Source organism: Rhodococcus sp. NPDC060090 (assembly GCF_042729855.1).
Lineage (GTDB): Bacteria > Actinomycetota > Actinomycetes > Mycobacteriales > Mycobacteriaceae > Rhodococcus.
This window is the reverse complement of record NZ_JBHWXB010000015.1, coordinates 39,465-53,957: the sequence shown is the minus strand read 5'-3', so window position 1 is coordinate 53,957 and position 14,493 is coordinate 39,465. Positions and strand designations below refer to the sequence as shown.

At 67.4% G+C, this 14,493-nt stretch carries 7 protein-coding genes and 1 tRNA gene; 6 read left to right on the top strand and 2 right to left on the bottom strand.

The window, feature by feature from the left end:
* The first annotated feature begins 84 nt into the window (after window positions 1-84).
* The 3 genes from ACFWCF_RS20215 to ACFWCF_RS20205 all read left to right on the top strand — a co-directional run bounded on the left by ACFWCF_RS20215 (window position 85) and on the right by ACFWCF_RS20205 (window position 2,710).
* A complete protein-coding gene (locus tag ACFWCF_RS20215; protein WP_378565097.1) occupies window positions 85-1,032 on the top strand; it encodes an ATP-binding cassette domain-containing protein in 948 nt (315 codons plus the stop codon).
* Window positions 1,029-1,817, top strand: a complete 789-nt coding sequence (locus ACFWCF_RS20210) for an ABC transporter permease (RefSeq protein WP_378565094.1) — start codon at window positions 1,029-1,031, stop codon at window positions 1,815-1,817. Before ACFWCF_RS20215 ends, ACFWCF_RS20210 begins: the two co-directional genes overlap by 4 nt.
* A gap of 92 nt (window positions 1,818-1,909) precedes the next feature.
* Window positions 1,910-2,710, top strand: a complete 801-nt coding sequence (locus tag ACFWCF_RS20205) for a TetR/AcrR family transcriptional regulator (RefSeq protein WP_378565091.1) — start codon at window positions 1,910-1,912, stop codon at window positions 2,708-2,710.
* A gap of 20 nt (window positions 2,711-2,730) precedes the next feature.
* On the opposite strand, the gene ACFWCF_RS20200 is transcribed toward ACFWCF_RS20205, so the two are convergent.
* Both ACFWCF_RS20200 and ACFWCF_RS20195 read right to left on the bottom strand, forming a co-directional pair.
* Window positions 2,731-3,156, bottom strand: coding sequence for a holo-ACP synthase (locus tag ACFWCF_RS20200; RefSeq protein WP_378565350.1), 426 nt, complete (start codon window positions 3,154-3,156; stop codon window positions 2,731-2,733).
* Between the two features lie 54 nt (window positions 3,157-3,210).
* On the bottom strand, window positions 3,211-12,492 hold the full coding sequence (locus tag ACFWCF_RS20195) for a fatty acid synthase subunit beta domain-containing protein (protein ID WP_378565088.1): 9,282 nt from the start codon (window positions 12,490-12,492) through the stop codon (window positions 3,211-3,213).
* 374 nt (window positions 12,493-12,866) lie between these two features.
* Here ACFWCF_RS20195 and ACFWCF_RS20190 point away from each other — a divergent pair, with 374 nt between their 5' ends.
* The 3 genes from ACFWCF_RS20190 to ACFWCF_RS20180 all read left to right on the top strand — a co-directional run bounded on the left by ACFWCF_RS20190 (window position 12,867) and on the right by ACFWCF_RS20180 (window position 14,224).
* Window positions 12,867-13,400: an HNH endonuclease gene (locus ACFWCF_RS20190; RefSeq protein ID WP_378565085.1), complete on the top strand. Its 534-nt coding sequence runs from the start codon at window positions 12,867-12,869 to the stop codon at window positions 13,398-13,400.
* A 17-nt stretch (window positions 13,401-13,417) separates the two neighbouring features.
* Window positions 13,418-13,505: transfer RNA gene (locus tag ACFWCF_RS20185), tRNA-Leu, on the top strand.
* A 272-nt stretch (window positions 13,506-13,777) separates the two neighbouring features.
* Complete coding sequence (locus ACFWCF_RS20180) at window positions 13,778-14,224, top strand: DUF2267 domain-containing protein (RefSeq protein WP_378565083.1); 447 nt, start codon at window positions 13,778-13,780, stop codon at window positions 14,222-14,224.
* Window positions 14,225-14,493: the final 269 nt, after the last annotated feature.

Sequence of the window (14,493 nt, the reverse complement as noted above, 5' to 3'; positions counted from 1 at the left end):
CCGTCTGTCGGGGTCTTGCCGTCATCCTAAAACTGTGTACGCTATACACGTACATATATGGCATACACAGTTAAGGACGGTGACATGTCCTCTCCTCCTCCAGCCCTCCACGTGCGAACGCTGCGCAAAGCGTTCGGCTCGACGACCGTGCTCGACGGCATCGACCTACGGGTCGATACCGGATCCGTCTTCGCCCTCCTCGGCGCGAACGGCGCCGGGAAATCCACGACCGTGCGCATCCTCACGACACTGCTCCCGTACGACTCCGGCACCGTCGAAGTCGCGGGTCTCGCACTCCCCGCCCACACCCGCACGGTCCGCGAACGCATCGCGCTCACCGGCCAGTACGCCGCGATCGACGACGTTCTGACGGGAACCGAGAACCTGCGCCTCGCCGCGCGACTCGCCCATCTTCCGTCGGCGACGATCGACAGCCGCGTCCACGATCTGATCGAGCGTTTCGATCTCGGACACGTCGCCGACCGGCGGGCCGGCACCTACTCGGGAGGCACAGCCCGCCGCCTCGACATCGCGATGAGCCTGGTCGCTTCGCCGCGCGTGTTGTTCCTCGACGAACCCACCACCGGCCTCGATCCCCGCAGCCGCCTCGTCATGTGGCAAGTCATCCGCGAACTCGCCGCCGACGGCGTCACCGTCTTCCTCACCACGCAATACCTCGAGGAGGCCGACCGCCTCGCCGATCGGGTCGCGGTCCTCGACGCCGGGCGCATCGTCGCCGAAGGTTCTCCCGACGAGCTCAAGTCACTCGTACCCGGTGGGCACCTGGAGTTGCGCTTCGCCACCGAACCCGATCTCGCCCGCGCCGCGGCTGTCCTCGACGGCGACAGCGATCACGCCACGCTCACGCTCGAAGTCCCCACCGACGGCGATCTCCCCCACATCACCGCGCTGCTCAACCGCCTCGCCGACGAAGGCGTTCCGGTCGAGAAGTTCGGTCTGCACTCCCCCACGCTCGACGACGTCTTCCTCACCCTCACCGGCACGAGCGATCGAAAGAAGGTCTCGCCGTGACACTCCCCGGAACTCTCACTCACCCGCTCGGCTACGTACCCCGCGACTATGCGGCGGTAACCGGAAGAAACCTGAGACGCATGCTTCGCAGCCCCGACGCGCTGCTCATGGGTCTCGCTCTCCCGGTCCTTCTACTCGTGCTCTTCGTCTACGTGTTCGGCGGCGCCATCGACACGGGCACCGACTATCTCAACTACGTCGTCCCCGGGATCGTGCTGCTGTCGGCCTCGTTCGGGGCCGCACAGACCGCCGTCGCCGTGGCATCGGACATGCAGCGCGGCATCGTCGACCGGTTCCGATCCATGCCCATCGCGCGCTCCGCCGTCCTCACCGGTCACGTCGTCGCGAGCCTGGCCCGCAACCTCGCCAGCACCGTCGTGGTGTTCGTGGTCGCCGCGCTGATGGGGTTCCGGCCCGACGCCACCCTCGTCGAATGGGTCGCGGCCGCCGGGATCATTTCACTGTTCGTCCTCGCGATCTCCGCGATCTCGGCGGCGCTGGGCATGCTCGCCGGAAACGAGGAGGCCGCAAGCGGCTTCACGTTCTTCCTGCTGTTCCTTCCGTATGTGAGCAGTGCATTCGTGCCACCGGAGACGATGCCCGCATGGTTGCGCGGATTCGCTGAACACCAACCGGTGACACCGGTCATCGAAACGGTGCGCGGACTGCTCACGGGTACCGCGGTCGGGACCTCCGCGGTGATCGCCGTCGGCTGGTGCATGGTATTCATCGCGATGGGATTGGTCGCGGCAACGACGCTCTTCCGCCGTCGAACCGCACGGTGACCCCCTCGTGGTACACCTCGGATCTCCATTTGGTGGCACCCACTTTCACACTCATGTTCGGCTTTCGCACACAGTGCCGCTAGCCTGGGCGCGTGGAGTCAGCAACGAACGGCCGCCGCGCCCCGCACCGGATCGACCCCGCACTCGAGGTCCAGGCGGAGCCGCAGGAACTCGTGCCCCGACGACGTCCGACGCAGGAACGCAGTCGGCGCAAGTTCGACGCGCTGCTGGCAGCTTCCCGCGACCTGCTCACCGAGGTCGGATTCGAATCGTTCACGTGTGAAGAGGTCGCGTCCCGCGCCGACGTTCCCATCGGCACGCTCTACCAGTTCTTCGCCAACAAGTACGTGATCGTCTGCGAACTCAATCGCCAGGATCTCGTCGGTGTCCACAACGAACTCGCCACGTTCAACGGCAGGATCCCGTCGGTCGACTGGCTGCGGTTCCTCAACAACTTCGTCGACCACATGGCGGGTCTGTGGACCACCGATCCGTCGCGGCGCGAGGTGTGGCTTGCGATGCAGTCCACCCCGTCAACGCGTGCCACCGGCGCGATCCACGAGAAGGAATTCGCCGAACAGGTCGGGCGGATGCTGGCGCCGCTCACCCCGGACACTCCGCGGGCGCGCCGCAAACTCATGGCCGAGGTGCTCGTCCACATCGTGTATTCGATGTTGAACTTCTCGGTACAGGACGATCAGACCCACGCCGAGGCCGTGACCGAACTCAAACGGATCATGGTCGCGTATCTGCAGGTCGCCGAACAGGACTCACGAGCCCAGGCGAAACGTCAGAAGCGGCGCGAGGATTCCGAACGCGCACGCGCCGCTGCCTCCGAGCGCGGCGGTTCCGAAACGAATCAGGCCGAGGAAGCGTCTGCTCCCTCGGCCTGACCCTCGTGTAACTCCCCGTGTTACCCGTCGTCCTCCCCGGACGAAATCTCCGGTGCGGCGTTCTCCAGCACCACGAACGCGCCGGCCATGTCGCCGTCATGGGTCAGCGACACATGAATCCGTCGGCCACCCAGATGCTCGGCGACCTCACGATGGAGCCGGATACTCGGCCGGCCCCACGCATCGGCCACCACCTCGATCTGCTGGTGGATCGTCTCCGGCAGCACCGGCGGGCTCCCGAACAATGACGCCGACCACGCCTTGATCACGGCCTCCTTCGCCGCCCAGCGGGCGGCGAAGTGCCGAGCAGGATCGGAGCTGCGGGTATTGGCGTCACGACGCTCACCCGGTGTGAAGTTCGCCAGCATCGTCGTGCCCGGTCGGCGCAACTGCTCTGCGAACTCGGGCACCGACACGAGGTCGAACCCGATACCCGCAACTCCCATCACTCTGCTGTGTTCCCTCGCCTACTCGGTTCCCGGCCTACTCGGTTCCACGGCCTACTTGCAGCCGGGCAGACCCGAGCGGTACACGTCGTCGTCACCGAGACGCGCGTCGTCGGTGAGCAGCACATCCGCTTCGAGCTGACGTGCGGCCGCGGCCGGAACCGAGTCCCCACCGAAGCGACGATCCGCAGGACGCTCGTACAGTGCTGCGCCACCGGTCATCGCCGATGCCAGCCGCCGCTTACCCGAGATCGTGCGTGCCGCAGCCTGCGCGAGGTACGCCTCACGACGATCGGCGGGCAGCGACTCGACGAACGCCTGCGGGTGCACCACCGCGATCAGTCCGGAGACGTGACCGAAGCCGAGGCTGGTCAGCAGGCCTGCCTTGAGCGCGTACCGCTCGCCGAAACGGATCGGCGTGCGCGCCCACACGAGGTGCTCGTACTCGGCCATCTTCTCGTCGACGCAGTCGAGACTGCGGTTCGGCGGCACGACACCCTGGCTGAGCACCTGGCACAGGCCGACCAGCTGGAAGGCGGCTGCGCCGCCCTTGGCGTGTCCGGTCAGCGACTTCTGCGACACCACGAACAGCGGGTTGCCCTCGCTGCGGCCCAACGATCCGGCCAGACGCTCGTGCAGTTCCGACTCGTTCGGGTCGTTCGCGGCGGTCGATGTGTCGTGCTTGGAGACCACCGCGATGTCGTCGGCGGTGACACCGAGCTTGCGCAGTTCCTTCGCCAGCGCCGACTCACGTCCGCCGCGGCCCGCGCCGAGCGCACCGATACCGGGTGCCGGGATCGACGTGTGGACACCGTCCGCGAACGAACTGGCGTATGCCACGACCCCGAGGACCGGAAGACCCATCTCCAGCGCGAGGTCACCGCGCGCCAGCAGGATGGTGCCGCCACCTGCCGACTCGACGAACCCACCGCGACGGCGATCGTTGGCCCGCGAGAAGCGGCGATCGTCGATGCCCTTGGCGGTCATCTCGTCGGACTTCGCGGTGGCCGACATGTCGCCGAACCCGACGATGCCCTCGATACCGAGGTCGTCGAAGCCACCGGCGACCACCAACTCGGCCTTGCCCAGCTTGATCTTGTCGACGCCCTCTTCGACCGACACCGCAGCCGTGGCGCACGCCGCGACCGGGTGCACCATCGCACCATAACCACCGACGTACGACTGGACGACGTGCGCGGCGATGACGTTCGGCAGGGCTTCCTGCAGGATGTCGTTCGCACGGTTCTCGCCGAGCAGCGTGTCGATGTACAGCGACCTCATCGAGGTCATGCCGCCCATGCCGGTGCCCTGCGTGTTCGCCACCATCGACGGGTGCACCCAGCGCAGCAGCTCGGACGGAGTGAAGCCGCCGGTGAGGAACGCGTCGACCGTGGACACGATGTTCCACAGGCCCACCCGGTCCACCGCGTCCGCCATGTCGGCGGGGATGCCCCAGCGGGTGACGTCGAACCCGGTCGGGATCTGGCCACCGACCGTGCGGGTCAGCTTCGCCTTGCGCGGCACGCGGATCTCGGTGCCCGCCTTGCGGGTGACCGTCCAGTCGCCGGACTCGGCGTCGACCGCCGCGACCGTGTTCTCCGGATCGGAGTCGACGAACGCGCGGGCCTCAGCCTCGGACCCGACCACGAAGGACAGATCCTTGTCGAGGAACACCGAGGTCATCAGCGGCGCCGTGTTGTCGATCATCGCGCCGTCGTCGGCGTAGCGGCGGATGCCGCAGCGCTCGACCACTGCATCGTGGTAGCGGTCGGCGATCTCCGACTCGGGCACCAGTTCACCGGACTCGACGTCGTAGAAGCCGGGCTTGGGTTCGTTCTCCCACTCGACCAGACCCGTCACCCACGCCAGTTCGAGCACACCGGCGGCCGACAGTTCTTCGTCGACCTCCATCTCGAAGCGCGTCCGCGACGAACCGTACGGGCCGAGCTCGCCGGCACCGACGATGACCACGAGGTCGGCCGGATCCGCGGTGACCTGGCTCCACTCAGGAGTCGGGGTCGCGTCGAGACGCGGAGCCGCGGGCAGCGCCGCGATGGTCGCGGTGTCGTTCTCGTCCTGCTCGTCCGCGGCGTCGTTCGCGTCCTGGGCCTGCTTGGCGAGCGCAGGCAGATCGACGTCCACATCGGAGAGTCCACCGGTCAGATCAGCGACGAGCGGTGTGTCGGCAGCGAGACGCTTGGCCTCGACACTGACCAGCTTCAGCAGCTCGGAGGCCATCTCCTGCGTCGACCACGTACGCACCCCGGCAGCCTCGACGGCCTCGACCAGCGGATCGTTGCCGCCCATCAGCCCGGTGCCACGCACCCAGCCGATGAGAGCGTGCGCGAGAGTGACGCGCTCGGCCCACATACGCTCGGCACTCCAGCGGTTGATGATCGCGTCGAGCGCGGCCTTCGCCTCGCCGTACGCACCGTCGCCACCGAACTTGCCGCGATTGGGCGAGCCCGGGAGCACGACGTGCAGGTGTGTGTCGACGTCGTTGTCTGCACCGATGCCGGACAGCCCGGCGATCAGTCGCTCGACCGACCAGAGCAGAACCCGCATCTCCATCTCAGCGCGTGCGCCTGCGTCGGCGAGCGAACCGGCCACGCGAGGTGCAGCGAACGGGAACAGCAGCGTCGGGGTCAGCGCATCCTTGATGAGCTTCTTCGCGCCGCCCGCGTTCTCCACGGTCTCGGTGCCGAGCCACTCGATGAGCGCGTCGACGTCGGAGTAGGACGCCATGTTCGCGGGCACGACCCACAGGGCCGCACCGGCGCGAGCGTGGCTCGCGTACAGATCCTTGTAGAACCCGACACGCTTCGAATCGAGACGTGAGGTCGTGACGACCACCGTCGCGCCGCCCGCGAGCAGCTTGCCCGCGACCGCAGCACCGATACCACCCTTGCTGGCGCCCGTGACCACGGCGACCTCACCGGCGTACTCGGCGTCGCCGGTGTTCTCGGCGGCTGCCGCGATGCGGCCGTAGGTCTCGGCGAGCACCGTGCGACCGGCGTCGGCGGCCTTGATCTTCCAGAAGGCAGCGTGTGCAGCGACCGTCCGGCCTGCACCCTCGAACCGCTCGACCTCGATCGTCTCGTCGAGCCACAGACGAGCCAGGTCCTCGCGAGCCGTTGCCCAACGGTCGTCGATCAGCACGGCCTTGCGCGCGTCGAATGCCGGCGCGACCTGTCGCGGCCAGTCGGAGCCGAGCTCCGCCGAAACCAGGTCGACGAGCTCGTCGTCGGCCTTGTCCGCGAGTCCGGAGACCTTCTCGTCGAGACCCAACTGCTCGAGCACCAGGCGAGCAGCGCTGGCGAGCACGCCGTCGCGGCCGGTGATCTGCTCGGTGAACTCACCGAGAGCAGCCGCATCGACGGTTGCTCCGCCGCCGCCACCGGCGGACGGCATCGACACGGTGATTCCGCGACGCGAGCCGACCGACTGCACAGCAGCGTCGATCAGGGTGTCGACCGCCGCAGTGTCGCCGAGGGCACCCTGCGACAGGCCACCCAGGTCGCCGCCGCGGATGGACGATCCGTCGCGGCTGCCGAGGGCCACCTCGGCGGTCACGTGCTGGGTCCAGCCTTCGCCCAGGCCCCACACCTTGGTGACACGGTCGGCGACGTAGCCGGGGCGCTTGCCCGACGGGCCGAACACCTTGCGGAGGTGGTCGTTGATCGAATCCGACAGCACCGGTCCGAACGGACGGTAGGTACGGGCCAGGCGGTCGACCGTGCCTGCCAGCGCACCCATATCGGCATCAGCGGCACCGTCGATCGCACCGAGCGACAGCTCCGAACCGAGGTCGACGAGCAGCTGGTTACGACGCGACGACACGCCGTCACACAGGGCCTCGATCGTGTCGACCGGGCCGATCTGATCGGGGCGCAGCTTCGTCCACAGCGCGATGAGCACCTTCGTGGCATCCGCGGCCTTGAACACGATGTCGTCCGGGGTCGGGCCGCCGGTCGGAGCTGCCGGAGCAGCAACCGGAGCCGCGGCAGCAGGCGCGGCGGCCTCGGCCGACGGAGCCTCGGGCTCGTCGTCCTCGACCGGAGCCGGATCCACATCGGTCGAGTACACGACCGACGCTTCACGCTCGATGTTCAGCACCTCGACCGGCTGACCGAAACGACCCGGCAGCTTGAGGGTCTGCGACGCGAGGTTCGCGACCGTCGGGGCGGCACCGAGTCCGACCTCGACGAAACGCTCCACGCCCAGACCACCGTCGGCCTCGTCGGCGAACAGCAGGTCCTGTGTTTCGATCCAGCGGACCGGCGACGCGAACTGCCATGCGAGGAGCTCGGCGAGCACCACGCGGGTCAGAGCGACCGGCTTCGCTGCCCACGCGTCGAAGTCCGCGAGGACGTCGACGAGCGGCTGCGACGGCACCAGATCGGCGATCTCCTGGATGAACTCACGGCCCAGGTTGAACGGCTTCGGCACCAGGTTCGGGATGTAGCGGCCGATGAGGATGTTCGGGTCGATCTCCTCGGGCAGCAGGTGCAGCAGCCGCTCGCGGAAGTCGTCCACGCCGCCGCGCAGGACGGTCGAGTGGAACGGCACATCGATACCCGGAACCAGGATGAATGCGCGCTTGCCACCGAACTCGGCGACCTTGCGCTCGATCACGCTCTCGAGTGCTTCGAGGCCCGCGACCGTACCCGCGATCGCGTACTGCGAGCCGCGCAGGTTCAGGTTCACGACCTCGAGGAACTCTCCGGAATCGTCGCCGACCTCGGCGATGAATGCCTGCAGGTTCTCGTCGGCCAACCCGAACTGCGACGGCCGGATCGCGGCCATGCGGTAGTCCGAGCGACCCTGCTCGTCACGCGGAACGAGAGCGTGCATCGCCGAACCACGCTGGAAGACGACCTCGAGCACCGCTTCGAGCGGGAGCACACCGGCGACCGCGGCGAGAGCGTTGTACTCACCGACCGAGTGACCGGCCAGCAGCGAACCCTCGACGAACGCGCCCGCCTCGCGGAGCTCCGCGATCTGCGCGACACCGAGCGTCGCCATCGCGACCTGGGTGAACTGGGTCAGGTGCAGGACACCGTCCGGGTGCTTGTGGGTGACACCGCGAGCCTTGAGGACCGTCGGGTTGTCGCGCACCACAGCGAGGATCGAGAAGCCGAGGGCCTCGCGGGTGTGCTTGTCGGCGCGCTCCCAGATCTCGCGGGCAGCCTTGCTGCGGGCGCGAGCGTCCAGGCCCATGCCGGGGCGCTGGATGCCCTGGCCCGGGAAGGCGTAGATGGTCTTCGGTGCGGCGATACGGCCCGTCGCGACCATGACCAGGTCACCGTCGACGCGGCAGCCCACCTCGACGATCTCGGCGCCGCGATCGGTGGCGATGCGGTCGACACGCACGTCGATCTTCGCACCCGGGCGGACCATGCCGAGGAAACGAGTGGTCCACGCGGTGATCCGGCGGACCGGCAGCTTCGCATCGGCCTCGATGGCCGCGACCACCTGCTGCGCAGCGGCCGACAGCCACATGCCGTGGACGATCGGGCTACCCAGGCCGGCCAGCAGCGCGGCGTTGTCGGACGTGTGAATCGGGTTGTGGTCGCCCGACACGCGAGCGAACGCGCTCATGTCGGTGGGGGCGGTGATCACGGCGTCACGGCGACGACGACGCGGGGTCTCGATGACATCGTCACTCAGCGAACCACCGGCGCGGACCGGGTCGGCCAGCTCGGCGTTGCCGTTGCGGCCGCGGATCGCGAAACGCTCGATCAGGGTCGCGACCGTGTTGTCGCCCGAACCGTCGCCGCTGTCGGCGGAGATGGTCACGTGGACCTCGACGACACGACCCAGATCGGTGTCAGCGACCGTCTCGATTTCGGCCTTGACACCCAGGATCGACGGATCGGTGGGCAGACCGTTCTTCACGTCGATCGCGTGGTCGAGGTGGACGAGATCGAGCATGCCCTCGATGACCGACAGGTTCTCGTCGGTGCGGGCGGCGCCCAGTGCGGCGAACACGGCGGGCCAGCAGGCGCCCACGAGAACGTCGGGCACACCGTTCGTGCTCGGGCTCAGGTTCTCGGGCAGACCGGCGCCGGTGATACCGGCGTGGTCGGCGATCTTCTCCGGCAACCAGCCGAGCGTGATGCGCGCGGCGCCCTTCTTGACGGTGGGCAGATCCTGGCCCGCAGCCACACCGAGCAGTGCCGACATTGCGGCGTCGGCGTCGGCTTCGGTGATGACCGGTGCGCCACCGGTGCTCACGGAGGCGGGCACGGTGATGCGGATCTCGACGGCGCGGTCACCCGTCAGGGGCACGCGGAGGCCGACATGCTCGTCGTCGAGGACGGTGAGGGTCGCGCCGGTAGGAGCGTGCGCTGCAGCGCTCTCCGATTCGAGGGTCCACTCGTCGAGGTCGCCGAGACGATCGATGGGGTTACGGGTCTGGCGGCCGGCCCACGCGACGTCGGGCGACGACAGCACAGCGTCGAGCAGACCGGTCGCGACATCGCGGTGACGACGAGCGACCACCGGGGTGGGCTCGACACCGGACTCGACAAGCTCGTCGACCGTGGCCTTCTCGAAACGGTCGAGCAGCTCACCGACCGGCTCGTCGACGCGAGTGATACCCGCGACCGCAACGGTGCCGGGGATGACACAGACCTGATCGGCGGTGTAGCGCGGATCGTGTGCCTGCCACAGCGAATCGGAACGCCACCAGCGACGCACGTCCTGGTCGACGACCGGCACGAAGTTCACCGGCTTACCCGGGGTCTTGCAGAGGGAAACGAAGAACGGCACGTCCGCGGGGTGCAGGACGACGTCACCGGCATCGGTGTACTGCGCCGCAAGCGCCTTGAGCGCTGCGTACGGACGCTCGAGCACCGCGTCCTCGTCGAACAGTGTCGGGATGGGGCCGCGGTCGACGGGGTGCAGACGAGCCTCCGCGCGCTGCAGCATCTCGCGGAAACGCTCGCGCCACGACACGTCCAGCCACGGGCTGACATGCGCGTCGGCGACTACATCACCCAAGTCACTGCCGCAATCGAACTCGGTCGCGCAATCGGAACCGATGGCGAGCTCGAGGTAGCGGGTCAGCCACTGCAGGTAGGTCATCTCGGCGACGTCACCGAAGTACGGCTTCGCAGTGATGTCGAGCGCGGCGACGATCTCGTCGCGGCGAGCGGCCACAGCCTCGGCGTCGCCGGCGACGTCGTCGAGCAGACGACCCGTGCGCGACGCCGCGTTGTCGATCTCGTGGATGTCGGCACCGAGCTGGCTCCGGCCCGACGCCATGCCACCGTTCGCAGTGCCTGCGCCGACCCAGTCGGGGGTGCCGGGGGTGTCGACGAGAAGCTGCTTGACCTCGGGAGCCGTGGTGGCCTCGAGAGTGGCCATCGCAGCGGTGCCCACGAGGATGCCGTCGAGCGGCATCGCCGGGAAACCGTGCACAGTCGACCAGCGACCGGTCAGGTAATCGGCAGCCTTCTCCGGCGTGCCGATACCGCCACCGACACACAGCACCAGGTTCGAGCGGGTGCGCAGCTCGGCGTAGGTGTCGAGGAGCAGGTCGTCGAGGTCTTCCCACGAGTGGTGGCCACCGGCGCGGCCGCCCTCGATGTGGACGATGATCGGGTAGGTCGGGACCTCGTTCGCGATGCGGACCACCGAACGGATCTGCGCGACCGTGCCCGGCTTGAATGCGACGTGCTCGATACCGGCGTCACGCAGATCGGAGATGATCTGCACGGCCTCTTCGAGCTCGGGGATACCCGCGGTGACGACGACACCGTCGAACGGAGCACCCGCAGCACGGGCCTTGGGCACGAGACGCTTACCGCCCACGTGCAGCTTCCACAGGTACGGGTCGAGGAACATCGAGTTGAACTGCGCGGCGCGGCCCGGCTCGAGAAGCTCCGTCAGCTCCGCGACGTTGTCGGCGAAGATCTGCTCGGTGACCTGGCCACCACCGGCGAGCTCGGCCCAGTGACCGGCATTCGCGGCGGCGGCGACGATCTTCGGATCGACCGTCGTGGGGGTCATACCGGCGAGCAGCATCGGCGAACGACCCGTCAGACGGGTGAAGGACGTCTCCACACCGATGCGGCCGTCGGGCAGCGCCACCGGCTTCGGGGCGAACGCCGACCACGGCTGCGGAACCTCGGGCTCCGCGCCCGGGGTCAGTAGGTTGCGCTGACCACCGCGGGTCGCGGCGGCGATGATGCCGACGCCCTGACCACGCAGGCCGGACTGGGTGAGGCGGGTGAGCAGTTCGCCCGGGCCCAGATCGAGGATCCAGGACGCACCCGACGCAACAGCGCCGTCGACCTGCTCGACCCAGTCGACCGGGGTGACGAGGATGGCCTGCGCGAGCGTGCGGGCCAGAGCGTCGTCCAGGCCGCAGCGCGACGCCCAGTCTGCGACCTGCTCGACGGCATCGACGAAGGCGGGGTGGTGGAAGCCGACCTCGGCCGGAACGGGCTCGAAGGTGGGCGCGAACACGGCGCCGCCACGCTTCTTGGAGTCACGCTCGCGGGTCTCGGTCGCGGAGATCTCCTCGCAACGCTGCTGCACACGCTCGAGCGCCGCAGGCGGGCCCGACAGCACGACGCGGCGACGACCGTTGCGGATGGCGACAACGGCGCTGCGCTCCGGATCCTGCCCCTCGAACACCTCGGCGACGATCGCGCCGATGCGCTCGGCGTCGGCACCCGACACGGCGAGCATCGGGAACTTGCCTGCGCCGGCGATCAGCCCGCGGCGACGACCGACGAGCGATGCGGCGGCGCCGATGAGCTGGGCGATCGCGAGGATCTCGGCGTCCTTGCGGCCACCGGCGGCGACGGCCTCGACGGCGAGAACGCCCTGCGAGTGGCCGATCACGGCGCTCGGGGCGTGGGCTGCAACATCGAGGCCCTGGTTCGCGAGTGCGCGCAGAGCAGCGATCTGGGTGAGGAAGACGCCGGGCTTGGACACTGCGGCGGAGGTGAGGGTGGCCTCGGACGGCCCGGCTGCGGGAGCCTCGTCCTCGTCGTCCACGAGCTCCTGCTCGAGAATCCATGCGATGGGGTCGAACCCGGCCGGGCGCACGACCATGAGGTCGCCTGCGACGGGCGCGAGGTGCGCGGCCGCGGTGTTGACCAGCTCGGTCAGGACCGGCTCGAGGCCGTTGTCGCGGCTGAGTTCTTCGAGGGAGCTGAGCCAGGGTGCACCCTGACCGCCGAACGCGAGGGCGTAGGGCTCACCCGCGAGAAGCTTGTCGACCAGTGCACCGTTCGGGGCGGTTGCCGCCCGCCGGCCGGTGCTTCGTGATGCCTTCGAGTTCCGTCCGTTGTCACCTGGTGTGGTCTCGTCGATCGTCACGCGTGTGGTTCCTCTCCTGAACACCCCTGCTGGAGGCATTTCTTTTTGCAGCGCTGCCCGCGCCGGTGTGTTGCATGGACTGGTGTTCTGCTCTTACGGGCACGCCAAGGTTCGCACAAAATCATGAGGAGTTCCTCATGTTTCGCTTCGCCCGGATTACCACGCGAAGCCCCTACCAGTGATGTCACTCACACAAGAGCAAAAAGTGACCGACGGGTAACCCGAATTCGCCCAGGCTGCGCCGATGCGTGGACGTCCACGAACCCGAGGAGGCCTCACGTTTTATTGTTATTGAATCGTTACCTCTTGACGGCGTAGCGCGACCGTGCGTTACCGCCGCCGGAAGGTGTCGGACCCTCCCGCTAAATTTTGCAATGCTCGAACATTCATTCGATACAGGGGGCAATATGAGCAGGGCGGTCAAGTACACGAAGGAACTTCTGGAAGAAGCGGTACAGGCATCCACGAGCGTCGCGGGTGTTCTCCGATACTTCGGCCTGAGACTCGACGGTGGCACCCACACCCACATCAGCAGACGTATCAAGGGACTTGGAATCGATACGTCGCATTTCACAGGTAGGGACTCCCAGAAAGGGAAGCCGCCACAAAACCGCCTCGATTGGACCGAGATCCTCGTACTCAAGCCGGTTGAATCAAACCGCCAGGCTCCGAAACGCTTGCGGCGCGCTCTGCTCGAATCCGGGCGGCAACACAAATGTGAAGGATGCGGTATGGATCCGGTTTGGTGTGGGGAATTCTTGGTCTTCCACGTCGACCATATCGATGGAAATCCACACGACTCCCGCCCGGAAAACGTCCGTTTCCTTTGTCCCAACTGCCACAGCCAGACGCCGACCTGGGCCGGAAGGCGACGCTTCAGCTTCAACTCGGATCCGTCCGGGTCATGACGTATCGTGTCCGTGACGCGCGAGTGGCGTAATCAGGCAGCCGCGCCAGGTTTAGGTCCTGGTGCCCTTACGGGCGTGGGGGTTCGAGTCCCCCCTCGCGCACCACGGTAGTTCCACGAACTGCAACGAACAGGGTCACGAACTCATACGAGTTCGTGATCCTGTTCTCATGACCGCCAACGCGATCCCGGCTGCCCGGCCGCACACACGACATTCCCAGGTGGATTTCTCACCCTCACCGATGATTTCGCAGCCCTTCCGTCCTCCCCGTCACCGCAGGACAATGAAAGGGTCATACCCTCCTGAAGCGACACCGGCGCGGGGAACGACCTCCCCGCATCCGGGTCGTCATCGACCTCTGATTTCGGAGGAACGTCATGACTCACCACAACGATCCACTCGCACATGCAGAACAAACGACACGTCAGTGGCTGAAAGTTGTCGCCGAGCAACTCGGAACCGAGGACCGCATCTACACCCACCGTGTCCTTCGGGCATGGCTGCATCTGGTTCGCGATCGTCTCACCGTCGACGGCGCTGTACATCTCGCCGCCCAGCTGCCCGAGTTCCTGCGAGGCGTCTATTTCGAGGGGTGGGTACCGAGCAAAGCACCCATCCGATACGACACCGCCGCGTTCATCGCTCTGTTCGCATACGAGGGCGGCATCAGTCCGGCCGATGTCCCGGCCACCACAGGCGCCATCACCGCGGGATTGGACAGGTTGTTCTCACCCGGGCAGCTCGACCATGCGTTCGCGCAGATGCCTGCCGGTCTCCGCAGCGAACTCGTCGGCATATCCCCCGCCATGGCCGCTGTGCCCTGATGACTCGAGACAAGATCTGAGATGAAGCGCGCAGCCTTGCTCCTCGCAACGGTCACCGTCCGGAACGGGGACGACGTCACCACAGTGTCACCGCCCGAGATGACACCTTCGACGTCGAGGTCGAGGCCGGTGAGACGGTCACCTTCACCGCGCCGGCGGACGCACGGACCTACGCCATCTACTGCACCTACCATCCGAATATGACCGGGCAGCTCACGGTGGCCTGACCGGAACCCACATCGATCGACAACCGATCGACAACACGGCCG